23 protein-coding genes and 1 tRNA gene are annotated in these 23,903 nt (G+C 65.4%); 13 read left to right on the top strand and 11 right to left on the bottom strand.

Going from position 1 to position 23,903, the window contains the following annotated elements:
- Positions 1-16: 16 nt before the first annotated feature.
- A complete protein-coding gene (locus tag RTQ83_RS17185) occupies positions 17-505 on the bottom strand; it encodes a glycine zipper domain-containing protein (RefSeq protein WP_312517053.1) in 489 nt (162 codons plus the stop codon).
- 225 nt (positions 506-730) lie between these two features.
- On the opposite strand from RTQ83_RS17185, the gene RTQ83_RS17180 reads away from it, so the two are divergent.
- On the top strand, positions 731-1,867 hold the full coding sequence (locus RTQ83_RS17180) for a metallophosphoesterase (protein ID WP_312517051.1): 1,137 nt from the start codon (positions 731-733) through the stop codon (positions 1,865-1,867).
- A 115-nt stretch (positions 1,868-1,982) separates the two neighbouring features.
- The gene (locus RTQ83_RS17175; protein WP_312517049.1) at positions 1,983-3,422 is read left to right on the top strand and encodes a M20/M25/M40 family metallo-hydrolase; all 1,440 of its coding nucleotides are present in this window, start codon (positions 1,983-1,985) and stop codon (positions 3,420-3,422) included.
- Positions 3,423-3,449: 27 nt separating this feature from the next.
- Here RTQ83_RS17175 and RTQ83_RS17170 read toward each other — a convergent pair whose 3' ends face one another.
- Positions 3,450-3,806: a DUF1566 domain-containing protein gene (locus RTQ83_RS17170; protein WP_312517047.1), complete on the bottom strand. Its 357-nt coding sequence runs from the start codon at positions 3,804-3,806 to the stop codon at positions 3,450-3,452.
- 74 nt (positions 3,807-3,880) lie between these two features.
- Here RTQ83_RS17170 and RTQ83_RS17165 point away from each other — a divergent pair, with 74 nt between their 5' ends.
- The 3 genes from RTQ83_RS17165 to RTQ83_RS17155 all read left to right on the top strand — a co-directional run bounded on the left by RTQ83_RS17165 (position 3,881) and on the right by RTQ83_RS17155 (position 7,615).
- Positions 3,881-4,495, top strand: coding sequence for a hypothetical protein (locus tag RTQ83_RS17165; protein ID WP_312517045.1), 615 nt, complete (start codon positions 3,881-3,883; stop codon positions 4,493-4,495).
- A 281-nt stretch (positions 4,496-4,776) separates the two neighbouring features.
- On the top strand, positions 4,777-5,931 hold the full coding sequence (locus RTQ83_RS17160) for a right-handed parallel beta-helix repeat-containing protein (RefSeq protein WP_312517043.1): 1,155 nt from the start codon (positions 4,777-4,779) through the stop codon (positions 5,929-5,931).
- Between the two features lie 292 nt (positions 5,932-6,223).
- Positions 6,224-7,615 (top strand): right-handed parallel beta-helix repeat-containing protein, encoded by a 1,392-nt coding sequence (locus tag RTQ83_RS17155; protein WP_312517041.1) that lies wholly within the window; start codon positions 6,224-6,226, stop codon positions 7,613-7,615.
- 86 nt (positions 7,616-7,701) lie between these two features.
- Here the strand turns inward: RTQ83_RS17155 and RTQ83_RS17150 are convergent, their stop codons facing one another.
- Positions 7,702-8,388 carry an SOS response-associated peptidase gene (locus tag RTQ83_RS17150; RefSeq protein WP_312517039.1) on the bottom strand — a complete coding sequence of 229 codons (687 nt, stop codon included), beginning with the start codon at positions 8,386-8,388 and terminating at the stop codon, positions 7,702-7,704.
- A 160-nt stretch (positions 8,389-8,548) separates the two neighbouring features.
- On the opposite strand from RTQ83_RS17150, the gene RTQ83_RS17145 reads away from it, so the two are divergent.
- The 4 genes from RTQ83_RS17145 (at position 8,549) to RTQ83_RS17130 (ending at position 12,042) form a co-directional block, all read left to right on the top strand.
- The gene (locus RTQ83_RS17145) at positions 8,549-10,225 is read left to right on the top strand and encodes a hypothetical protein (RefSeq protein WP_312517037.1); all 1,677 of its coding nucleotides are present in this window, start codon (positions 8,549-8,551) and stop codon (positions 10,223-10,225) included.
- A gap of 110 nt (positions 10,226-10,335) precedes the next feature.
- Positions 10,336-10,737: a hypothetical protein gene (locus RTQ83_RS17140; protein ID WP_312517035.1), complete on the top strand. Its 402-nt coding sequence runs from the start codon at positions 10,336-10,338 to the stop codon at positions 10,735-10,737.
- A 31-nt stretch (positions 10,738-10,768) separates the two neighbouring features.
- Positions 10,769-10,975 carry a hypothetical protein gene (locus tag RTQ83_RS17135; protein ID WP_312517033.1) on the top strand — a complete coding sequence of 69 codons (207 nt, stop codon included), beginning with the start codon at positions 10,769-10,771 and terminating at the stop codon, positions 10,973-10,975.
- An 83-nt stretch (positions 10,976-11,058) separates the two neighbouring features.
- Positions 11,059-12,042 carry a diguanylate cyclase gene (locus tag RTQ83_RS17130; RefSeq protein ID WP_312517031.1) on the top strand — a complete coding sequence of 328 codons (984 nt, stop codon included), beginning with the start codon at positions 11,059-11,061 and terminating at the stop codon, positions 12,040-12,042.
- Between the two features lie 42 nt (positions 12,043-12,084).
- On the opposite strand, the gene paoC is transcribed toward RTQ83_RS17130, so the two are convergent.
- From paoC to RTQ83_RS17105, 5 genes are all read right to left on the bottom strand, one after another.
- Positions 12,085-14,289, bottom strand: coding sequence for an aldehyde oxidoreductase molybdenum-binding subunit PaoC (paoC, locus tag RTQ83_RS17125; RefSeq protein ID WP_312517029.1), 2,205 nt, complete (start codon positions 14,287-14,289; stop codon positions 12,085-12,087).
- A 4-nt stretch (positions 14,290-14,293) separates the two neighbouring features.
- Positions 14,294-15,262 carry a xanthine dehydrogenase family protein subunit M gene (locus RTQ83_RS17120; protein ID WP_312517027.1) on the bottom strand — a complete coding sequence of 323 codons (969 nt, stop codon included), beginning with the start codon at positions 15,260-15,262 and terminating at the stop codon, positions 14,294-14,296.
- Positions 15,259-15,930: an aldehyde dehydrogenase iron-sulfur subunit PaoA gene (paoA, locus tag RTQ83_RS17115; protein ID WP_312517025.1), complete on the bottom strand. Its 672-nt coding sequence runs from the start codon at positions 15,928-15,930 to the stop codon at positions 15,259-15,261. Before paoA ends, RTQ83_RS17120 begins: the two co-directional genes overlap by 4 nt.
- Before the next feature lie 189 nt (positions 15,931-16,119).
- Positions 16,120-16,860, bottom strand: a complete 741-nt coding sequence (locus RTQ83_RS17110; RefSeq protein ID WP_312517023.1) for an SDR family NAD(P)-dependent oxidoreductase — start codon at positions 16,858-16,860, stop codon at positions 16,120-16,122.
- Between the two features lie 33 nt (positions 16,861-16,893).
- A complete protein-coding gene (locus RTQ83_RS17105) occupies positions 16,894-17,217 on the bottom strand; it encodes a hypothetical protein (protein WP_312517022.1) in 324 nt (107 codons plus the stop codon).
- Here RTQ83_RS17105 and RTQ83_RS17100 point away from each other — a divergent pair.
- Positions 17,197-17,757, top strand: a complete 561-nt coding sequence (locus tag RTQ83_RS17100) for a TetR/AcrR family transcriptional regulator (protein ID WP_312517020.1) — start codon at positions 17,197-17,199, stop codon at positions 17,755-17,757. The two genes, RTQ83_RS17105 and RTQ83_RS17100, sit on opposite strands and share 21 nt — an antisense overlap.
- Positions 17,758-17,843: 86 nt before the next feature.
- Here RTQ83_RS17100 and RTQ83_RS17095 read toward each other — a convergent pair whose 3' ends face one another.
- The 3 genes from RTQ83_RS17095 to RTQ83_RS17085 form a co-directional block, all read right to left on the bottom strand.
- Positions 17,844-19,625 (bottom strand): alpha/beta fold hydrolase, encoded by a 1,782-nt coding sequence (locus RTQ83_RS17095; protein ID WP_312517018.1) that lies wholly within the window; start codon positions 19,623-19,625, stop codon positions 17,844-17,846.
- Between the two features lie 36 nt (positions 19,626-19,661).
- Positions 19,662-20,510: a universal stress protein gene (locus tag RTQ83_RS17090; protein WP_312517016.1), complete on the bottom strand. Its 849-nt coding sequence runs from the start codon at positions 20,508-20,510 to the stop codon at positions 19,662-19,664.
- Between the two features lie 420 nt (positions 20,511-20,930).
- A complete protein-coding gene (locus tag RTQ83_RS17085; RefSeq protein WP_312517014.1) occupies positions 20,931-21,503 on the bottom strand; it encodes a DUF1287 domain-containing protein in 573 nt (190 codons plus the stop codon).
- A 211-nt stretch (positions 21,504-21,714) separates the two neighbouring features.
- On the opposite strand from RTQ83_RS17085, the gene RTQ83_RS17080 reads away from it, so the two are divergent.
- The 3 genes from RTQ83_RS17080 to RTQ83_RS17070 form a co-directional block, all read left to right on the top strand.
- Positions 21,715-21,799: transfer RNA gene (locus RTQ83_RS17080), tRNA-Leu, on the top strand.
- A gap of 140 nt (positions 21,800-21,939) precedes the next feature.
- Complete coding sequence (locus RTQ83_RS17075) at positions 21,940-22,737, top strand: hypothetical protein (RefSeq protein ID WP_312517012.1); 798 nt, start codon at positions 21,940-21,942, stop codon at positions 22,735-22,737.
- Between the two features lie 25 nt (positions 22,738-22,762).
- The coding region (locus tag RTQ83_RS17070; RefSeq protein WP_312517010.1) for a penicillin acylase family protein at positions 22,763-23,903 on the top strand (1,141 nt) is incomplete at its 3' end.

The following is a 23,903-nucleotide window of genomic DNA, read 5'->3' as shown; positions in this document are numbered from 1 at the left end:
TTTGGATGGGGAGGGATCAGCGGTGGCCGCGGTCCCAACGGTCGTCGCGGTCCCAGCGTCGGTCGCCGCGGCGGTCGTCACGGTCCCAGTGGCCGTGGCCGCGATCGACGTAGACCGGGCGCGGCTGGACATACACTGGACGCGGCTGCACGTAGACGGGGCGCTGCTCGACATAGACCGGGCGTGGCTGCACATAGACCGGACGCGGTTCCACGTACACCGGACGCGGCTGTACATACACCGGCGCCTGCTGGTAGTAGCCGCCGCCGTGGCCGTAGTAGCGGCGGTCGTGGCGACGGTCGTCGTTGCGGGCGATCGAGTTGCCAATCGCCGCGCCGATCACGCCGCCGGCGACTGCGCCGCCGGTGCCGCCGGCGCTGTGGCCGATGGCCGCGCCGACCACTGCGCCGATCGCCGTGCCTGCACCACGATTATCGGCCATTGCCGCCGGCGAAACGGCGACGGCCGCCAGAAGCACAGCACCAAGGGTTTTCGATTTCAACATGGCTTTTTCCTTTGTCCCCGGCACAGATCGCAGATCAGGATGATGCTGCGACACCGGGCATGTATCAACTATAGGCGTCGGCTTCGCTTATGCCATTCGTTAATACAGTTTTTTACAGTTGCATCGCGGCCTGTAACATTGGGCTGGATCTTTGTAACTGAGTCCCTTGCAGGGTCCGGCATGCGCCCCATCTGGGTTTGGTCATTACTTGTGGATTCCTCGCTCATGCGCGCCAGTCGAAGCTTCATCGTCATCCTGTCCCTGCTGGTCCTGCTGCTGGTGTACATCGGCATGCGGATCCTGCCCGATCTTGCGCTCGGCCTGGGCGGCAACCTGGTGGGTGTGCTCGCGCTGGCGCTGCTGGGCGTGCTGGTGCCGGTCGGGCTGATGTCGGCCTCGCTGCGCCGGCGGCGCCCGTCGCACCTGGTGGCCTGGGGCGGGCTGCTGTCGATGGGCTTTTTCTCTTCGTTGCTAGTGATGACACTGGCGCGCGACCTGGTGCTGCTGGTACTGATGCTGGCCGGTGTCCTGAGCCCGTCCATCATCTACGGCAGTGCACTGGCGGTGCCGCTGGTGGCGCTCGGCGTCACCGTGGTCGGGTTCATCAATGCGCGGCGGCTGGCGCGGGTGGTCAAGGTGAATGTGCCGATCCGCAATTTACCGCCGGCGCTGCACGGCTATGCGATCGCGCAGATCTCGGACATCCACGTCGGGCCGACCATCAAGCGGCTGTTCCTGAACGCGATCGTCGAACGCGTCAACAAGCTGGGGGCGGATGCGATCGCCATTACCGGCGACCTTGTCGACGGCAGCGTGCAGCGCCTGAGGGAGCATACCGCGCCACTGGCGCAGCTGCGCGCGAATGATGGCGTGTTTTTTGTCACCGGCAACCATGAATACTATTCGGGCGCCGAGGAGTGGATCGCCGAAGTGCGGCGCCTGGGCGTGACCGTGCTGCTGAACCAGCACGTGCTGCGCCGGCGTGGCGACGCGTCGCTGATGATCGCCGGCGTGGCCGACTTCAGCGCGCACCAGTTCAACCCGACCCACCGCAGCGACCCGCAACGCGCGGCGGCCGGCGCGCCGCAGGACATCGACGTGCGCGTACTGCTGGCGCACCAGCCGCGCAGTGCGCCGCAAGCGGCCGAGGCCGGCTTTGATCTGCAACTGTCGGGCCATACCCACGGCGGCCAGTTCTTCCCGTGGAACCTGTTCGTGCCGCTGCAGCAGCCGTTCGTCGCCGGGCTGAACCGGGTGCGCGACATGTGGGTGTACACCAGTCGCGGTACCGGCTATTGGGGGCCGCCGAAGCGATTCGGGGCGCCGTCCGAGATCACGCTGGTGCGGCTGGTGCCGGCGTGAATGTATGCGATTAGCGCATGTAATGACGCGAGATGCGACGCCAACAAAATAGCAGCCAAAACTTGCCGGATGCGCTATTGTCTGAATTCTTTCCAATCAGCAAAGGATTCTTCGCATGAGCCGCATTCGCCGCCTTCCCGTCCTGACTTCCATCGCCCTTGCTGCCGCTTTGATCGGCAGTTCGGCCCAGGCCGCCAGCCCGGGCAATGACCCGGCGGCGCTGGCGAAGATCCGCGATGCGGCGCTGGTCAGCGACTACGCCTGGCAGCGTACCGAAGACCTGACCGACCTGGTCGGTCCGCGCCTGTCCGGTTCGCCCGGTGCGGCGGCCGCAGTGACGCAGGTGGCGGACGCGATGCGCAAACTGGGCGCCAAGGTCACGCTGCAACCGGTCAAGGTGCCGCACTGGGTGCGCGGGCTGGAAACGGGCGAACTGGTCGAGTACACCGGGCGTCCACAGGGCGTGACCCAGCGCGTGGTGCTGACCGCACTCGGCGGTTCGGGCGCGACCCCGGAGCAGGGCCTGGTGGCACCGGTGCTGGTCCTGAGCAGCCTGGATGAACTGAAGGCCCGCGCGGCGGAAGTCAAAGGCAAGATCGTGCTGTTCGACGTCGGCTTCGACCAGCACATGGCCGACCGTGGCCTGGCCGGTCACGCCTACGGACAAGGCTCGGCCTACCGCCGCAACGGCCCGCGCATGGCGGCTGAGCTGGGCGCGGTGGCGGCGCTGGTGCGTTCGGTCGGTGGCGCCGCCTACCGCCTGCCGCACACCGGCTCGTCGGGCGTGGACGAGCGCACCCGCATCCCGGCCGCCGCGGTGACGGCAGAGGATTCGATGCTGATGGCGCGCCTGGCCAAGCGCGGCCCGCTGAGCATGAAACTGGTGCTGACCCCGAAAAACCTGCCCGACGCCGACAGCTTCAACGTGATCGCCGACCTGCCCGGCACCGAGAAACCCGACGAGATCGTGATCGTGTCGGGCCACCTCGACTCCTGGGACCTGTCGCCGGGCGCGCACGACGATGCAGCCGCGGTCGCCAGCGCAATGGCCGTGTTCGAGACCCTGAAGAAGCTCGACTACCGTCCGCGCCGCACTATCCGCTTCATCGCCTGGATGAACGAAGAGAACGGCCAGCGCGGCGCAGCCGCCTACCTGGCAGCCGAGCAGGCCAACGCCGCCAAGCACTTCGGCGCGATCGAGAGCGACAACGGCGTCGGCCGTCCGTTCGGCCTGCGCGCCAGCGTGGTGCCGCAGTCGGTCAAGCTGTTCGCGCCATTGCAGGCGGCGATGCAGCCGATCGGCGCCAACGTGTTCCAGCGCCAGGACGTGCTGGCCACCGGTGACCTGGCCGGACTGGAGCGTGCAGGCGTGCCGAGCTTCGCGCCGATCGTCGATACGTCGCGCTATTTCGACATTCACCACACCCCGGCCGATACGCTGGACAAGGTCGATCCGGAAATCCTGCGCCGCAACGTGGCGCTGATGAGCGCTACTGCCTGGTTCCTGGCGAACATGGAGCAGCCGATCGGACGTTCGAGCGTGCCGCAGCCGTAAGCCTTCGTACAGGCCGCCCGCGCCGCTTCAGACGCTGTTAATGCGCCGCACCGCTCGCGCATGGCCGCGGTAGGGGCGGCCATAGATGGTCTGGATGCCGCTGGCAAAGTTCTGTCCCCACACCAGCTGGGCGCGGGTGGCATGCGGCTCGCTCGACCAGTACCAGTTGCGCTCGAAGGCGTCGCGCAGGTTGGCGAACAGCAGCGCCAGTTCGCGCCGCGTCGGCAATGCGCCGTCGTGCCCCGCTGCCCAGTCGGCGGCTGCAGGCCAGCTTACGTCGGCCGCTTCGCCCGGCAACAGCACCAGATGGTAGTCGGGTTCTTCCTTGCCCAGGATGAGGCCGGCATATTCCTCTCCCTCTTTCAGCAGACCCCGGATTTGCATGTACTCGCCCATTGAAATCACCTCGCGTTGATTGGCAGGCGACGCACACGGCTGCCGTCATTGGCGAACCGCGCATGGCGTCGGATATCAGTTGGTTAAGACATCCAGCCTCGGCTTTGGTTTCGCGCGTCATTCGATCCAGATCATGCCCAGGTTTGATTTCGTTCCAGAGGTTTCCTTGCGGATTTATTACTCCAAGAAAAATTTCTTCAGAAAAAGTTGAACTTAGGAAGTTTCTTCCCCTCAAAGAGTTACATTGTTTAATTGAGGTGAGGAATCTTTTGATGACGAAACGCGCAACCTTTGTTTCCCGAGTCCGACTCCATGCAGCACTGTACAGCGCCGCCATTCTCGTCAGCGCCTGTGGCGGCAGCGCCGATACCATGGGTGAGCAACAGATTCTGTCGGCCCAGACCATCGCCAGCCCGGCCAGCGTGACAACGGGCGCCGCGCCTGGCGTGACAGGTATCGCCAGCGCCGCCGACACGGCTCAGACCGAACCGGCCGCCGCCGCAGTCGCGGCACCGGCACCCGAGGCTACTCCCGCCGCGACCTACCCGGCAACAGCAGGCAACAGCACCGAAACATCGCAAGCCAACACGACGGCGCCCGCCGCCAACTTCGAACTAAGCGGCTACCGATCCACCGAGGCCGCGCCTGCTGCCGACGCTGTTCAAGCGCCGCGCTGACAGTCAATCAATCGCGCGTGCCGCAGCATGCGCGTCCCCCCAGGCTTCACAGCCGCAGCAGTAAATAAACCGCAGCACTTTATCGTCGGCGCGCTCCGCGCCGGCTTCCCGGCGCACGGATCAGTGCGCACCTTCGAGCGTTTGTGAGAGAGCTACTTCATTAAAGAATATTTCTTTGTGGATTTAATACTCTCAAGAAAAATTTCCTGAAAAAAGTTGAACTTAGGAAGTTTTCACCGCTCAAAGGGTTACATTGTTTAATTGAGGTAAGGAACCTTCAGATGCAAAATAACGTCACCATCGCTTCGACCCTCCGTGCCAACCTGACCCGTGCCGCCGGCGCCGTCGCCCTGATGACCGCAGCCTTCGCTGCGCATGCCGCAACTCCAGCAACCACCTACAATTATTACGTCGCACCGACCGGCTCCGATACCGCAGCCGGCACCAAGGCAGCACCGTTCAAGACCCTGGCGCGCGCTGCCAAGGCGGCCACCAAGGCCGGCACCACGGTCTGGGTTGCGCCGGGCACTTACGCCGGCGGCATCAAGACTACCGCCAGCGGCACCGCTGCTGCCCGCATCTACTGGGTCTCGACCACCAAGTGGGGCGCCAAGATCGTCCCGCCGTCGAACTCGACCAACAACAGCGCCTGGGACAACCGCGGCAACTACGTCAGCATCATCGGTTTCGATGTCGACGGCAGCAAGATCGGCACTGGCACCAAGTGGGTCCACGGCATCTACACCGGCGGCTCGTACAACGTGATCGACGGCAACCACGTGCACCACATGGCGACCACCATCCCGTGCAACAGCGCAGGCGGCTCGGCCATCGGCGTGGACAGCTACTACAAGGGCGTGAAGGGTGACGTGATCAACAACGTCGTCAACGACATCGGCCCGGCCGGCTGCACCTACGTGCAAGGCATTTATCACAGCACCTCGGGCACCATCAAGAATAACGTGGTCTACCGCGTCGGTTCGGCGGCGATCCACCTGTGGCACGATGCGACCGACGTCCAGATCGTCAACAACACGGTGAGCTCGTCGGTGTTCGGCATCATCGTCGGTGGTGGCGACTTCTACTTCACAAAGGCCGGTGCCAACAATGTCCACGTGCACAACAACATCGTGTACGACAACACCTACGGCATCTCGGAACAGGGCACGACCGGCAAGGGCAACACCTATAAGAACAACCTGGTCACCAAGAACACCAAGTACGCCTTCCAGTTGCGCAATGGCCTGACCCACACCGGCACCATCTCGTCGGAACCGCTGATGACCGGCTACTCGCGCACTGCGGCGCTGCCGAACTTCAAGTTGTCGACCAGCTCGCCGGCGATCGGCCGCGGCATCGCAACCTACGCGCCGACCCTCGACATCGACGGCAAGGCACGTGGCGCGGCGATCGACCTGGGCGCCTATCAACACTAAGCAGCACCAGGCATGAACCGGCGACTTCGGTCGCCGACACGGCTGCGCCCGACGACAGCGCGCAGTGGTACTCACCAAATTCCTTCGGCAAATAGCCGGTGCGTAAGGCACCGGGTTCATTGCGCACGCACCAGTGCGCTACCTTCAGTGGCATTCCCAGCGTTCGATTTCTACGAAGAAATTTCCCTGAGAAATTTATTACTCGCCGAAAAAATTTCCTAAAAACAGTTGAACTTAGGAAGTTTCCGCCACTCAAAGGGTTACATAGTTTAATTAAGGTAAGGACCTTCAGATGCAGAACACCGTCACCATCGCTTCGACTCTCCGCACCAAACTCACCCGCGGCACCGCTGCCGTCATGCTGCTGGCATCCTTCACCGGCGTAGCTGCACAGGCGGCCCAAGTGAGCACTGCAGGGATCGGCGCCAATGCCACCAGTGCCGCCACCGCACAACAGCAGGTACGCCAGCTCTATCTGACGCTGCTGGGACGTGAGCCGGATGCTGCTGGCTTCCAATTCTGGACTCAGGCCGTAGTCAACGGCGTGTCGCTGGCGCACGTTGAAGCGCAGTTCAAAATGAGCGACGAATATCTGCGGCGCCAAGGTACCGCGACCCCAGCCGCCCCCAAAATCCCGGCCACCGCGATCAACTATTATGTCGCCCCGAACGGTTCCGACAGCGCAGCCGGCAGCAAGGCCGCGCCGTTCAAGACCCTGGCCCGCGCTGCGCAGGTCGCCACCAAAGCCGGCACCACAGTCTGGGTTGCACCAGGCACTTACGCCGGCGGCATCAAGACCACTGGCAGCGGCACCGCCGCCGCCCGCATCTACTGGGTCTCGACCACCAAGTGGGGCGCCAAGATCGTCCCGCCGGCGAACTCGACCAACAAGACCGCCTGGGACAACCGTGGCAACTACGTCAGCATCATCGGTTTCGACGTCGACGGCAGCAAGATCGGCAGCGGCACCAAGTGGGTGCTGGGCATCTACACCGGCGGCTCGTACAACGTCATCGACGGCAACCACGTGCACCACATGGCGACCACCATTCCGTGCAACAGCGCAGGCGGCTCGGCCATCGGCGTGGACAGCTACTACAAGGGCGTGAAGGGTGACGTGATCAACAACGTCGTCAACGACATCGGCCCGGCCGGCTGCACCTACGTGCAAGGCATTTATCACAGCACCTCGGGCACCATCAAGAATAACGTGGTCTACCGCGTCGGTTCGGCGGCGATCCACCTGTGGCACGATGCGACCGACGTCCAGATCGTCAACAACACGGTGAGCTCGTCGGTGTTCGGCATCATCGTCGGTGGTGGCGACTTCTACTTCACAAAGGCCGGTGCCAACAATGTCCACGTGCACAACAACATCGTGTACGACAACACCTACGGCATCTCGGAACAGGGCACGACCGGCAAGGGCAACACCTATAAGAACAACCTGGTCACCAAGAACACCAAGTACGCCTTCCAGTTGCGCAATGGCCTGACCCACACCGGCACCATCTCGTCGGAACCGCTGATGACCGGCTACTCGCGCACTGCGGCGCTGCCGAACTTCAAGCTGTCGACCAGCTCGCCGGCGATCGGCCGCGGCATCGCAACCTACGCGCCGGCCTTCGATATCGACGGCAAGGCACGCGGCGCGGCGATCGACCTCGGCGCCTATCAACACTGAGCAGCAACGATAGTGCCGGCCCCGGCGCTATCGAATCAAGGCAAGTAGAGTTTTGATGCCCGTGCGTGTGAGCGTACGGGCATTGTTCATTGCGCTTCGGCGTCGTCTTCGAGCGGCTGTGCGATCTCCGGCCCGCCGCTGCCGGCGCGGTTCACGCGGGTGCTGACCTTGTGCCATTCGAAGGCATCGGCGGGCAGGGCGCTGCGGCGCGCCAGTTCCAGTGCGGCGTCGGGCGTCAGGGAAGGGTCGAGCCACAGTTCGGCATCGCATGCGTCGAGCACCACCGGACGGCGGTCGTGGATGTCGAGCATGCCGCCGGTGGCGTCGTCGGTCACCAGCACGAAGCCGGCTTCGGCGCGGTTCTCGGTGAAGCCGCCGAAGTTGGCCAGCGCCAGCATGTACAGCGGCGCGCGGTCCTTGCGGTGGATGTGCCAGGGCTGCTTGTGTCCTTTTTCGCCGGTCCACTCGTACCAGCCTTCTGCCGGCACGATCGCGCGGCCCGACTTGAGCAGCCCGCGCCAGTAGCGGTTGGCGAGCTTGTCCATCCGGGCATTGATCGTGACCGGCACCTTGTTCTTGGCCCAGCGCGCCTGGTAGCTCCAGTACACATCGTCCACCCGGCGCTCGCCGTCCTGCACGTGCATCACCGGGCGATAGGTTCCTGGCGGCACATTGAAGGCCGGATCGGATTCACTGTCGTATACGGCGTCCGCCCAGCCGAACACGCTGGCGTAGTAACGGGCCGTCTGGCTCTGGTCAAATCGTCCACACATGGTTTGATGGTAGCGCAAGCGTCACAGGGGGAGTGTCCGTTTCGGATTTGAAACAAATTCGTCCAAATGCTTCCCCTGAATCAGTAAAAAAGATACACTTGAGGCTGTTCAAACCCGCAAATCCAATCGCGTTCGCTGCAATGCCGAATGCCGCAATGCCATGACACTAAGTACGTTCCAACTCCGTCATTTCGTGCGCGCCCTGGCGCTGCTGCTGGTGCTGAGCGTCGTTCTGATCCGTCCGGCAGCGGCCGCCTGTACGACCACCGGCGCCTGCCTGTCCGCCGGTCCGCGCCTGCTGAGCGTCGACAGCACCCAGAGCGTGCTGCTCAATTCGCTGCTGGGCGGCCTGCTCGGCACCAGCCTGAACCTGACCGCGGTGGACTGGAACAACCTGGCCCAAGGCAACGTCAACCTGCTGTCCTTCCTGACCCAGCTGCAAGTCCAGACCGGCGTATCGAGTCCGTCACAGGCCTTGAACGCCAACGTCACCCTGGGCCAGGTGGCGGCCGCGCTCGGTGTCCAGGCCCAGGCCCAGGCGAATACCAACCTCAGCGGCGCGCTGAACGCACTCGCCGCGCAATTGAATGGCGCCGGCGCCACCGTGCGTGTGGGCGACCTGGTCAAGGTCAGCGCCGATGCCGGCAACCTGGCCAAGACCACCGTCAATTCGCTCGACATGCTTACCGGCCTGATCCAGCTGTACAACCGCCGCAACGTCATCAGCACGCCGAAGCCGGTCGGCATCTCCGGCGGCCTGCTCGGCGCACTCGGCGTGGTCAACAGCCTGCAGCTGTATGCCCAGGTGATCGAGCCCGCCGTGTATATCTGCGGGCCTGCCGGATCGACCTTCCACAGCGCCGCCATCCGCGTCAAGCTCAAGCTCGACCTGGTGACGCTGGCGCCGGTGACGTCGCTGCTCACTGCGCTGCTGGGCGAAACCTCGATCGCCATCGGCCAGCTCGACGTGTATGCCGAAGTCGCGCGCGGCGAGGGCGTGCTGCAGGCGGTCGATGGGGTGAGCCGCGCCGTCACGCTGCAGGCGCTGCCGGGCGTGGCCGACATCTACTTGGGCAAGATCGACGACAGCGTGTTCTTCAACCGTTCGCGCGCGATCAACCCGGCGAATGACCTCGGCTACGGCAAGATCGGCTCGCTCACGCTGGCTGGGCTGTCGGTGCTCGACATCGAGGTCAAGACCTGGGCCCGCGGCCAGGCGCCGTTCGCCAGCACGGTCTCGATGTCGGGTACCTTTCCTCAAACCCGCACTGTCAGCACCAGCACCGCCTTCGTGACCACGCTGGTGAACGACCTGGTGTCGAACCTGAACCTGCGCATCCCGCTGCTTGACCTCGGGCTGTTGAACGTGGTGACCGACGTCGTGGTGGGCCTGGTCAAGACCATCGTCACCGGCGTGCTGTCGCCGCTGCTGTCGCCGGTCCTGAGCGGCATCGTCGATCCGCTGCTGCAGATGCTGGGCATCGGCCTGGGCCAGGTGGTGGTGACGGTCAACGGCATCTGCGAGACCTGCGACGAGTTCAGCCTCAAGACCGCGGTGGACAAGCTCAATGCGCTGCCGTCGACCGTGCTGACCTATACCATCACCTACGCCAACACCGGCAGCACGACGCTGACCGATTTGAAAATCGTGAACCCGACCCCGGCCTTCACCAGCTTCATAGCAAGCGCCTGCGGCCGGCTGGCGGCGGGCCTGAGCAACTGCGCCGTGAAGCGCAATCCGGAGCCGGGCGCCACTGGCGAGGTCGAATGGACCCTGCTCGGCACCATGCTGCCCGGGGCCACCGGGACGGTGACGATGGACGTGCTGGTCGAATAGCGCCTGCCCGGTTGCGCACGTGCGCCGTTTGGTCATGTTGTCCTGCAATGGTATGCTCCGGGATAACAGAAACGGTTGACGTAAAAACAACCTCACGACAAGGAGCAGGTATGGCAGCAGGCTGGTGGAGTGTATTGAAGACCGTCCCATGGAGCGAGGTGATCCACGCAGCGCCCCAGGTCGCCAGCGGCGCACGCCGCTTGTGGGACACGGTCAACCGCAGGCAGGGCGCGATGGCGGCCGACGACCTGGCGCCCGAAGCCTATGCGCACGAGGAAGACGTGCTCGGCGCGGTGGTAGCGCGCATGGAGCACAACGAAGCGGTGCTGATCGACCTGCACAACCAGATGCGCTCGGCGTCGGAACTGATCGCCAACCTGGCCGACCAGAACGCGCAGCTGATCGCCAAGGTCGATGCCCAGCGCACCAAGATCGTCTGGCTGGGCGCGGCCGCCGGCCTGTCCTCGCTGCTGGCGCTGGTGGCCCTGTTGCTGGTGTCGGTGCGTACCTAGAAAGACCTGAAGCGACTCAATAAGCGACTCAATGAAAGCAGTACTGATTATCGCCACCCTGTTCATCTTCATTTCGATGCTGATGAACGGGGCGCGCCGGCGCGGCAAACTGAACGACCAGGCAAATCGCGCCGTCACCGGCCTGGCCAACTCGATGCGTTATTTCGTCTATGGCCTGCTGGTCTTCGTCGGCATCGTCTGCCTGGCGATGGCCTGGCACATGCTGGGACCGTTCTAGACACTGGCAATTCCCGAGAATTCCGGTATCATCCGAATAGTTTCCATAAATCAATAGTTTGATTCGTCGACTATTCGCCCGTAGTGAACCCAACCATCTCTGAGTCGGACCTGGCTCTGCCGGCCCGCATCCTGAACCTGCTCGATTGCGGCGTGATCGCGCTCGATGCCGAGTCCTGCATCGTCGTCTGGAACGGCTGGCTGGTGCCGCGTTCCGGCCGTGGCGCCGCGCGCGTGCAGGGCCAGCCGCTGCTGGACGTGTTCCCGAATCTGCGCGGCTCGCGGGTCGAGGCCGCCGTGCTGGCGGCGCTGACCGAAGGCACCACCACCAATGTGCCGCCATCCTCGGGGCGCGCGCCGTTTCCGCTGCGCCAGGCCGGCAGCTTCGACGGCGCGCCGATCGAGCAGGCGGTGACGGTGACCCCGTTCCGCGAAGGCGGCGAACCCTACTGCATGATCGAAATCCGCGACATCAGCGGTACTGCCGAACGCGAGCGGCGCCTGCTCGACCACGCCGAATCGCTGCGCGCCCGCTCCTACATCGACGGCCTGACCGGCATCGCCAACCGGCGCCACTTCGACGTCGCCCTCGAGCGCGAACTGCGCCGGGCCCAGCGCGGCGACGGTGCGCTGGCGCTGCTGCTGGTGGACATCGATTCGTTCAAGGCCTACAACGACCACTTCGGCCACCAGCAGGGCGACAGCTGCCTGTCGACGGTGGCGCAGGCGGTCAGCGCCATGCTGCGCCGGCCGGCCGACCTGGCGGCGCGTTATGGCGGCGAGGAATTCGCGGCCATCTTGCCGGACACGACGTTGGAACAGGCGCTGTCGGTGGCCGAGACCATCCGTGCCCACATCGCCGGCCTGAACCTCGAGCAGGCGCCGGCCGCCGTGCACCGCCAGGTGACGCTGAGCATCGGCGTGGCGGCCTACGACCGCACGCGCCTGAACGAGCCGGCGGCCCTGATCGAGGCCGCCGACAAGGCGCTGTACGCGGCGAAGCGCGGCGGACGCGACCGTGTGATGGCGGATGCGGATGCAACAACGCCGGCAGTGCCGGCGTTGTAAGAAACCTTTTGGACGCCGCCGGGAAGGCGGCACCATCGTCCATCACACGGTGAGCGGCAGCTTGTCAAGCAGCTTGTCGAGCGTGACCGGATAGTCGCGCACGCGCACGCCGGTGGCGTTGTAGATCGCGTTCGCGACCGCCGCCGCCACCCCGCACAGGCCCAGCTCGGCGATGCCCTTGGCCTTCATCGGTGACGAATACTCGTCGGCCTCGTCCAGGAAGATCACGTCCTGGTGCGGGATGTCGGCGTGCACCGGCACCTCGTAGGTGGCCAGGTCGTGGTTGGCGAAGAAGCCGCGTTTGGTGTCCACCGCCAGGTGCTCCATCAGCGCGGCGCCGACGCCCATCGTCATCGCCCCGATCACCTGGCTGCGCGCCTGCTTCGGGTTCAGGATGCGGCCGGCCGCGCACACGGCCAGCATGCGCCGCACGCGGGTTTCGCCGGTGATCGGGTCCACCGCTACTTCGACGAAGTGCGCGCCAAAGGTCGACAGCTGGTGCTTCTTTTCCAGGTCGCCGAACTCGATCTTGTCCTCGGCCACCAGCTCGCCGCCGCTCGCAGCCTGCGCCAGCGGCTGCGACTTTCCGCCGGCGCGCACATTGCCGTCGATGAATTCGGCCTCGCGTTCGTTGACGCCCAGCCTGGCGGCGATCTGCTCGCGCAGCTTGACGCAGGCCGCGTACACGCCGGCGGTCGAGCTGTTGGCGCCGAACTGGCCGCCCGAGCCGGCCGAGACCGGGAAGTCGGAGTCGCCCAGTTTCACCTGCACCCGGTCGAGCGGCACGCCCAGCATTTCGGCGGCGGTCTGGGCGATGATGGTGTAGCTGCCGGTGCCGATGTCGGTCATGTCGGTTTCGACCGTGACGGCGCCGTCGCGGCCCAGGCGCACGCGCGCCGCCGAGGGGTTCACCGGGCTGTTGCGGAAGGCGGCGGCCATGCCGTGACCGATCAGCCAGCGGTCTTCGCGCCTCTGGCCCGGCTTCGGATTGCGCTCCTTCCAGCCGAAGCGTTCGGCGCCGGTGCGCAGGCATTCGACGAAGCGGCGCTCGGAAAACTTGCGGATCGGTTTTTCCGGGTCGACCTTGGTGTCGTTCAGGATGCGGAACTGCACCGGGTCGATGCCGAGTTTCTCGGCCATCTCGTCCATCGCAATTTCGAGCGCCATCATGCCCGGCGCTTCGCCCGGCGCGCGCATCGAATTGCCTTCCGGCAGATCGAGCTCGGCCACGCGCGTCGCCGTCATGCGGTGCGCGCCGGCATACAGCAGGCGGGTCTGCTGGGTCGCGACTTCGGGTTTACCTTCCGGCAGGTTGCCGTTCCAGGTCTCATGGCCGATGGCATTGATGCGGCCGTCGCGCCCGGCGCCGATGCGGATGCGCTGGATGGTGGCGGGACGGTGCGTGGTGTTGTTGAACACCTGGTGCCGGTGCAGTGCCACCTTGACCGGACGCTTGGCCGCGCGCGCACCCAGTGCCGCCAGCACGGCGTCGGCGCGCAGGAACAGCTTGCCGCCGAAACCGCCGCCGATGAAGGGCGATACGACGCGTACTTTTTCTTTGGGGATGTCGAGGGTCTTGGCCAGGTCGGTGCGCCACCAGTCGATCATCTGGCTCGAGGTCCAGACCGTGAGCTGGTCGCCTTTCCATTCAGCGGTGGAGGCGTGCGGCTCCATCATCGCGTGCGACTGGTCGGGCGTGGTATAGCTGGCGTCGAGCTTGACCGGCGCCAGTTCGAAGTTGCGCTCGAACTGGCCGACCCGGGTATCCGGCTCGTCGCCCTCGGCGTCCGGTTTCTTGGCCGCGTCCTTGTTGGCGGCCAGGTCGAACTTGCCCTTTTCTTCGGCGTACTCGATCTTGACCAGATAGGAGGCGGCGCGCGCCTGCTCGAAGGTTTCGGCCACCACCAGCGCGACCGCCTGGTGGTAGTGCTCGATCTTCGGTCCGCCGAGCAGGGTGGCGACGTTCTTTTCGCCCTTGCCGAGCTTGCCGGCGCTGTCGGCGGTGACGATCGCCAGCACGCCCGGCGCACGGCGCGCCGCTTCGGCATCGATCCTGACGATGCGGCCCTTCGGGATCGCGGACCCGATCATGTAGCCGTGGGCGGCGTTCGGCACTTCCTTGTGGTGCTCGTAGGCGTAGGTTGCGGTGCCGGTGACTTTCAGCGGACCGTCGATGCGGTCGTAGGGACGGCCCACGTGGCGCTGGCGGTCGATGGGATTGTTGGTTGCGGGTGGAATGAATTTCATGGGATTAGCCTTTCTTCGCGTCGGCCACGTTGGCGTCGGCCATGGCGGCGGCCAGCGTGCGGTGCACCAGCGGCACCTTGAACGCGTTGTCTTCGGTGGTACGGGCACCAAGCATCAAGCGGTCGGCCACGGCCCTGGCGCCTTGCGCCCATTGCTGTTCGGCGGCCTCGACGCGCCACGGTTTGTGGGCGACGCCGCCGATCGCGACCCGGCCGGTACCGTCCGGCAGGATCACGGTGGCGACCGAGACCAGGGCGAACGCGTAGGAGGAGCGGTCGCGGATCTTGCGGTAGGCGTGTACACCGCCGAGCGGCTTGGGCAGCTTCACCGAGACGATCAGTTCGCCCGGCTCGAGACTCGTCTCGATATGCGGTGTATTGCCCGGCAGGCGGTGGAAATCGGCGATCGGGATGGTGCGCATGGTGCCGTTGGAACGGACGGTCTCGACTTCGGCGTCGAGCAGGCGCATCGCGATCGCCATGTCGCTCGGGTGGGTGGCGATGCAGGCCTCGCTGGTGCCGACCACCGCGTGGTGGCGCGTGTAGCCGCCGATCGCCGCGCAGCCGCTGCCCGGTTTGCGTTTGTTGCAGGGCTGGTTGGTGTTGTAGAAATAGGGGCAGCGGGTACGCTGCAGCAGGTTGCCGGCGGTGGTGGCCTTGTTGCGCAGCTGGGTCGAGGCGCCGGCCAGCAGGGCGCGCGACAGCACCGCGTAATCCTTGCGCACGCGCTCGTCGGCGGCCAGGTCGGTGTTGCGCACCAGGGCGCCGACGCGCAGGCCGCCGTCCTGGGTGGGTTCGATCTTGTCGAAGCCGAGGCCGTTGACGTCGATCAGCGCGGCCGGGGTTTCGATTTCCAGCTTCATCAGATCGAGCAGGTTGGTGCCGCCGGCGATGAAGCGTGCGTTCGGGATGCGCGCCGCGGCTGCAGCCGCCTCGGCGGTCGAACTGGCGCGTTGATAGGTGAATGCCTTCATGCCTTGCCTCCGTTCTGCCCGCCGCCGGCGACTTCGGTGATCGCTTCGACGATGTTGGAGTAGGCGCCACATCGACAGATGTTGCCGCTCATGCGCTCGCGGATCTCGTCGATGCTGAGCAGTGGCTTGACGTTCAGGTCGCCAGTGACGTGGCTCGGGATGCCCTGGCGAATCTCGTCGAGCACCGATACGGCCGAACAGATCTGACCCGGGGTACAGTAGCCGCATTGATAGCCGTCGTGTTTCACGAAGGCGGCCTGCATCGGATGCAGCTTGTCCGGCGTGCCGAGTCCTTCGATGGTGGTGACCTGCGCGCCTTCGTGCATCACGGCCAAGGACAGGCAGGAATTGATGCGGCGGCCGTCGACGATCACGGTGCAGGCGCCGCACTGGCCCTGGTCGCAGCCCTTCTTGGAGCCGGTCAGGTGCAGGTGCTCGCGCAGGGCGTCGAGCAGGGTGGTGCGGGTGTCGAGTTCGAGCGTGACCGGTTTGCCGTTGACGGTGAACCTGACGCCGGCGGTGACGGTGCTGGGGTGGGTGTCTTGCGGCGTGGCGTTGGCGCCCGACGGCTGGGCGCCGGCCGGCGGCACTGCCATCGTCGAGGCCGACACGGCGCCGGCGATCAGTAGATTGCGCCGGGTAAGCTTGAGGTCGCTGATCTGTTCCATGGTGCGATTCCTTCTCTTCAATGCGTTGCCCGCGTATGGGTCCGGCGTCGGGATGCTGGCGCCGGGCGTGCGGGAGGGCTTGCTTGGGTGTCAACTTGATTCTAGAGCAGCGTTTGAAGAGGCCGCGTTCGGTTGACACCTGAAGGATTGGAAGCGCTGTGAAGACCTGCTCGGGTTTGCTGGTGCCGTTCAGGCGTTGTAGCCGGCATCGACTGTCAGCACCGAGCCGGTGATGAAGTTGGCGGCCGGGCCGGCGAGGAAGGCGACGGCGACGCCGATATCGGCCGGCTTGCCGTAGTGGCCGAGCGCGGTCAGGGCGCGTTGACTGTCGGACGATGCTCCATCGGCCGGATTCATGTCGGTGTCGATCGGCCCCGGCTGCACCAGGTTGGCGGTGATGCCCTGTGGACCGAGCTCGCGCGCCAGGCCGCGCGTGAAGGCGAGCAGGGCCGACTTGGTCAGCGCGTACACCGTCAGGCCGCTGAACGGCACGCGCTCGGCCATGTTGGAGCCGATGGTGACGATGCGCGCGCCGGCGCCGAAGTGGCGCAGCGCCGCCTGCGAAGCCAGGATGGCGGCGCGCACGTTCACATTCAGCTGGTCGTCGATGTCGGCCAGGGGCATGTCGGCGAAAGCACCGGCGCGGGCGATGCCGGCGTTGTTGACCAGGATGTCGAGGCCGCCGAGGTGGTCGGCCGCCGCATCCACCGAGCGTTTCACGGCGTCGGCGTCGGCGCTGTCGGCCTGGATCGCGACGGCGCGCCGGCCTTTGGCTTCGATCTGCCTGACCAGTTCGGCGGCGCGCTCGTGCGAGCGTTCATAGGTGATTGCCACGTCGGCGCCATGGTCGGCCAGGGTCAGCGCGATGCCGGCGCCGATGCCGCGCGCGGCGCCCGTGACCAGGGCGCGTTTTCCGAGTAATGCAGTCATGTTGCTTCCTTTCGATGGGGTGGATGGTGATGGTCAGCCGACGCGGGCGATCAGCTTGCCGCGGTTGCGGCCGTCGAACAGGCGCAGGAAGGCGTCCGGGATGTTGTCGAAGCCATCGACAAACTCTTCGCTGTATTTGATCTTTCCTGCCGCGACCAGTGGCGCGACTTCGGTGTAGAAGGCAGGGAAGCTGTCGTAGTGGTCGGGCAGGGCGAAGCCGTGGATGCGGATGAAGCGGTACAGAAACAGCTTCAGCAGTTCGGGCAGGCGATTGGGGCCGGTGGCGGCGCCGGGCGAATCGTATTGGGCCATGGTGCCGCAGACCACGATCTGGGCGTGCAGATTGAAGTAGGGCATCAGCGCTTCAAACATATAGCCGCCGACATTGCCGACCTGACCGAGGCGATGGGCATCGGCTCGCCCAGCCTGTACGCCGCGTTCGGGTCAAAGGAAGCGCTGTACGCTGAAGCGCTCGAACACTATCGCAGCAGCAATTCGCATTTGGTCTGGGGCAGCTTCTGCACCGCCACGACGGCGCGCGAGGCGGTCGCTGCACTGCTGATGGATTCGGCGGCGGCGCTGACCGGCAGCGTGGTCGATATTCCGCGCGGTTGCATGCTGACCTTGTCCGCGGTCGGCAGCGAAGGCCATGCCGAACTCGGCGAACTGGTGCGAGTCAGGCGCCATGTCACCTACGAGCGGCTGAAGGCGCGCATCGACCAGGCGGTGACCGAGGGCGAGATCGCCGCCTCTGTGGACGGCGCCGCGCTTGCCCGTTTCATTCAGACCGTGCAGTACGGGATGTCGACGCTGGCGCGCGATGGCGCCGAGCGGGCGGAACTGGAAGCGGTGGCGCAGGTGGCGCTGGCCGGGTGGGACGCGCGGACGTCACCCTGACTCGCGTTCCGGTACGCACTTGCCGGAAGGGCTAGCAGCACTTGCCGCCTTCATTGGCCGTCCCTGCAGGTCGCCGTGCGCGGCCTTCAAGCCTGCAGCACATAATTGCCGGGCGCGGCCGGCGCATTGCCGAGCAGCGGCGGTGGCGCCACTTGCGCACCCGCGTGGCGCACCAGCCAGTCTTCCCAGGCCGGCCACCAGCTGCCTTCCACCTGCGGCACGCGCGCCTGCCAGCTATCCGGATCGACATACGGCGAGTCGTGGCCGTGCACCGCGATCTGGTAGCTGCGCCGCATGCTGCCCGGCGGCGACACCACGCCGGCGTTGTGCCCGCCGTTGGTGAGAATGAAGGTAATCTCGGTATCGGTCAGCGGAATGATCTTGTACACCGAGCGCCACGGCGCCACGTGGTCGGTCAGGGTGCCGACGGCGCACACCGGCACGTCGATATCGCTGAGCGACACCGGGCGCCCGCCGACCAGGTAGCGGGCGCTGGCCAGGCTGTTTCTCAGGAATAGCCGGTGCAGGTATTCGGCGTGCATGCGGTAGGGCATGCGGGTGGCGTCGGCATTCCACGACATCAGGTCGGTTTCCTGGTCGGGCAGGTCGAGCAGGTAATGGCGCAGCCGGCGCGACCACACCAGGTCATTCGAGCGCAACAGCTGGAAGGCGCCCGCCATCTGGCGCGTGTCCAGGTAGCCCTGCTGCCAAATGGCCGCTTCCAGGAAGCTGACCTGGCTGTCGTCGATGAACAGCGACAATTCTCCCGGCTCCGTGAAATCGACCTGGGCCGCCAGCAGCGACATGCTGGCCAGCCGGTGATCGTGGTCGCGCGCCATCGCCGCCGCTGCGATCGCCAGCAGCGTGCCGCCGAGACAGTAGCCGGCCGCATTCACCTGATGCGCTCCGGTCTGCGCCACGATGGCATCGATGGCGGACATGATGCCCAGCTGACGATAGTCGTCCATGGTCAGGTCGCGGTCTTCGGCCTGCGGATTTTTCCACGACACCATGTACACCGTGTGTCCGTGCTCGACCAGGTAGCGCACCAGCGAATTCTGCGGCGACAGGTCGAGGATGTAGTACTTCATGATCCAGGCCGGCACGATCAGCAGCGGCGTCGCATGCACGGTCGGCGTGACCGGGTCGTAGCGCAGCAGCTCGACCAGCCGGTTGGCCATCACCACCTTGCCGGGCGTCACCGCCACTTCGCGTCCGGGACGGTAGCCGACCGGCCGCACCCGGCCCGCCAGCGCATCGTTGGCGTCGCGCAGCGCCCGCATCGAGCCGCGCAGCAGGTTCATGCCGCCGCTGGCCAGGGTTGCCTGCTGTACCACCGGGTTGGTCGACACGAAGTTGGACGGCGCCACGCCGTCGAGCAGCTGGCGCGCCACGAAGGTGACCACGTCGGCATGATGCGGCGCCACGCCGCGCACGGTGGAGGTGGCGCGGTGCCACCATTGCTGGGTCATCAGGAAGCCCTGACTGAGCTGGTGCCAGGGCCAGGCATTCCAGGCCGGATCGCTGAAGCGCTTGTCCTGCGCCAGCGGGCGCACCGGATCGGACGTGTGGTGGGCCGGATCCGTGACGTAGTTCCACCAGCGCTGCCAGCCGAGCATGGCGTCGCTGACCAGTTCCTGCTGCTTGTCGGGCGACAGCATCAGGTGGCTGGCCCAGTCGAACCAGGCCATGCCGAGCGCGGCCGGCGACAGGTGGCCGGTCATGCGTCCCAGCCAGGCCCACAGGATCAGGTCGGTATGATGCTTGCCGCCGGCCACGCGCGCATGGCGGTGGATGCCGCCTTGCCACGCGCTGCCTTCGATCCGGCGGTCGCTGCCGGCCGCATCCGGGCGGGAGTCGGGCGCCATGTCGGTATGCCTGTTCGGTATGCCCCGCGCGCCGGCTCAGTGCGCCAGCAGCAGTGGCGTGGCGCTGGCCGCGAGCAGCGAGCGGGTGACGCCGCCCAGCACGAATTCGCGATAGCGGCTGTGCCCGAACGCGCCGGCCACCAGCAGCCCGGCGCCCCCGCGGCGTGCCACCCCCATCAGCGCGTCGCCGGTTGCGCCGCGCGCGCGTTCGAGCACCACGTCGACCTTCACGCCATGACGTGCGAGGTGCAACGCCATGTCGGCGCCGGGCTCTTCGCCGTGGATGTCGGCCATCGCATCGGGATTGATCAGGGTGAGCTTGACCGCGTCGGCCTGCTGCAGCAGCGGCAGCGCGGCCGAGATGGCGCGGATCGCCTGCATGCTGCCGTCCCAGCCGACCACGACGGTGCCGGGAAAGGCGCGCTCCTGCCAGCCGGGCGGGACCACCAGCACAGGCCGTGCGCCGTGCAAGGCGATGTATTCAGGCAATGCGCGTGCCTGGACCGGTACGCCGGGAACGGCGATCGGTTCCGATTCGCGGCTGACGACCACCAGGTCGGCATAGCGCGATTCGAGCAGCAGGGCGAAGCGCGCGTCGTCCTCGAGCATGCGGGTCTCGAACGAGGCCACCCCACGGCGCTGGACCGCCACCCCGAACTCGTCCAGGCGCGCGCGGACCGCGGCGCGCATGCCGCTGAAGTCGGACTCGGGCATCATCGGCGCGCCCATCGAGCCGATCAGCAAGGAGTAGTCGAACCACGAGATGCCGGTGGCCGCACTGCCGATCAGATGGGCGTCGAACAGATTGGCCAGCAGAGCGCCGGCGCGCACCCGCGCGTCTTGCTCGGGACTGCCGTCCACATGAACCACGATGGTCTTGTACATGCTCGTTCCTTTCGCCAACATGGCGGCGAAGCGTGACGGATGCGCTATGAAAACGACTATGTACTTGGATGCGATGCGGATCGGTTCATTCCCGCATGGGGCCGCTTTTCGTAGTGGGCTTGAGACAGATCAAACCGGAGGCAGGGCCGTGGGACGCCGCAAACAATTTCCGCAAGATATCTGACAGCACAATATGTACGAATTTTCCGACGTGACGACGCGATTGGATTACCCGGGGTTGGCACTTGTGCGCGGGGTCGGAGGCCTCATACTAGAACTGTTACCGGCGATGTGGTCGGTTCTCTTGTGTCTCCATCTCAGCTTGGCTGAGGATTCGGCCGCTGTCTGCCTCGTGCGACAGCGGCATTTTTTTTGCGCGCACGGCGCTGTCATGTTGCCAGGCGCCGGAACGAGAGAACGCTAGCGCGGCAGGTAACGGTAATGCCCGACCATCTTGAAAGCGAACAGCACGTCGTCGATCTGGGTGCCGGCGCCGATATTGTGAATGACTAGCGGTATGCCAGCCGTCGAGCGCTCGTTGGTGACGATGCCGATATGCGGCAGGCGCGGCGGGATTTCCCAGGTCACGATGTCGCCCGGTTTGTAATCCGCAGCAACGTCGCTCAAAGGCAAGGCGGTGCCATGGCGGCGGAAAAACACGTCCAGGTTCGGAACGCGCCGATGGTCGATATTGGTGTCGGTGGATTTCAGACCCCAGCTCTTCGGATACTTCGACCATGCCGCGCGCATGTCGCGGTTGACCAGTTCCTGCAGGTCGATGCCGAGGCGCCGATAGGCGCGGATCACGACGTCGGTACAGACGCCACGATCGGGCGGCACGTCACCGCCGGGGAAGGTGAGCTTGCGATAGGCCGGGTCGTACAGCGTCGTGACGCCGATCTGGGCACGGGCAGCCTTGACCAGGTCGTCGGGCGAGCGGGCCTTGGCGAACGGCGTGCACAGCAACAGAAGAAGGACGATCAGAACACGCATACATGCTCCGGAATAAGTGCGCAAACTGCGAGCAGGGTGGACTGGGAAGGGATACCGATGAGCGCTCAAAATGTACCATGACCGGCTCGAGCGGCATCGCCCGATGCGCAAGCCGAGGGTCTGTCGCGGCCGGCCCGGTCATACGGCAGAGCCCGGCAGATGCTCGACGACTAACACTCAGCCTGCCGCACGGTGTACAATCCCCGCCGGCGCGGGCATGGCGAAATTGGTAGCCGCAGCAGACTTAAAATCTGCCGACGCAAGTCTTGCCGGTTCGATTCCGGCTGCCCGCACCACCAATGCCTCCTCTTTCCTGGCAACTTTTCTGCAGTTGCCATAAATCTCCTTGACGCTTTGGCACCTCCGCCCGGATGGTGTAGCATGCCGGACGGCACCCTTCCTGTCCTGCGGTGCCTGTGAAGCACGAGGAAAAGAATTGAACATCACTATCAACGACGATCTGCGGTCCTTCGTCGACCCGCTGACCGACATCGAATACGCCGCGCTCGAGCGCAGCCTCCTGGCCGAGGGTTGCCGTGACGCGCTGGTGCTGTGGCACGACACGCTGATCGACGGCCATAACCGCTACGAAATCTGCCGTAAGCACAATATCGAATTCCGTACCGTCCAGAACAACAGCTTCGACTCGCTCGAAGACGTGATGCTGTGGATGATCGACAACCACCTGGCGCGCCGCAGCGTGTCCGACTTCCAGCGCGGCCTGCTGGCCCTGCGCAAGAAGGAAATCGTGACTGCGCGCATGGCGCAGAAGATGGCCGACGAGCCGCCCGAGCCGGCGCCCGACGATCTCGATTCGCGCCCGCCGCCGCCATGGAATACGCGCGAGGAAGTGGCCAAGGCCGCACGCGTGTCGAGCAATACCATCAGCCAGATCGAGCGCATCCAGAAGGCAGCGACCCCGCAGCTGGTCGAGGCGGTGCGTACCGGCACCATCTCGATCAATGCCGCCGCGAACGTGGCCCAGCTGCCGCAGGAAGCGCAGATCGCGGCCGTGGCCGGCGGACGCAAGGAGCTGCAGCAGGCCGCGCGCCAGGTGCGCGAGCAGAAAGCCGCGACCCGCCCGCGCAAGGAAAAGCCGGAAGCCGAAGGCGGCGACGATGTCGCTTCGCTGCGCGCCGAGAAGGCCGAACTGAAGGATCGCCTGGCCACACTGCTGACCGAGAACGAACGCCTCAGGCAGCGCCTGGTCAACGCCGGACTCGACGCCAGCTGATCCATTTCTTACGGAGAAGAACAACATGCCCCCGCCACGCCCGTCGCGTTTCGTCCCACTGGCCTTGATCGGCGCTCTTGCGTTCGGTGCCGCGGCGCCGTCGCAGGCCGTCGCGCCGAAGAAAACGCCGGTCGTCGCCGGGACCGGGCAGAAGCCGTTCACAGCCGAGGAAATCGCGCGCTGGAAAAAGACGGCAGGGGCGGTGACGATCATGCGCGACAAGTGGGGCATCCCGCATGTGTTCGGCAAGACCGATGCCGATGCCGTGTTCGGCATGCTGTACGCCCAGGCCGAGGACGATTTCAATCGCGTCGAGCTCAACTACATCAATGCGATGGGGCGCCTGGCCGAGGTCGAGGGCGAGCGGGAAATCTGGCGCGACATGCGCATGAAGCTGTACATCCAGCCGGACGACATGCGCGCCAAATACGCCGCCAGCCCGGAATGGCTCAAGCAATTGATGATCGGCTTTGCCGATGGCCTGAACTATTACCTGTACACGCACCCCGAGGTGAAGCCGAAGCTGCTCACGCGCTTCGAACCGTGGATGGCGCTCACCTTCAGCGAAGGCAGCATCGGCGGCGACATCGAGTCGATCGAGCTCAAGGACCTGGAAGCGTTCTACGGCAAGCGTCCACAGCTGGCCCGGCTGGATGTAAACAAGGGGTTTGACACCGAGCCGCGCGGCTCCAATGGCTTCGCCATCGCGCCCAAGCTGTCCGCCAGCGGTCACGCGCTGTTGATGATCAACCCTCACACCTCGTTCTACTTCCGGCCAGAAATCCACATGGTCAGCGAACAGGGCCTGAACGCCTACGGCGCCGTGACCTGGGGCCAGTTCTTCATCTACCAGGGCTTCAACGACAAGTTGGGCTGGATGCACACCTCGGGCGGTGGCGACGTGATCGACGAATACCTGGAAACGGTCAGCGAGCGCGACGGCAAGTTCTTCTACAAGTACGGTAACGAAGAGCGCCCGCTGCGCGCGGTGCCGATCGCGTTGCCCTACAAGCAGCCAGACGGCACCATGACCAGCCGCGTCGTCACCGCCTATTTCACCCACCACGGCCCGGTGGTGCGCAGCCAGGACGGCAAATGGGTGTCGGTCCGGATGATGGACGAGCCGCTCAAGGCACTGACCCAGTCGTATATCCGCACCAAGGCGA

Origin of the sequence: Massilia sp., assembly GCF_031995545.1 — a bacterium.
In the GTDB taxonomy this organism is placed as follows: Bacteria; Pseudomonadota; Gammaproteobacteria; order Burkholderiales; family Burkholderiaceae_D; genus Telluria.
Note: the sequence above shows the minus strand (reverse complement) of the source record. Positions and strands in the feature narration are given on the sequence as shown.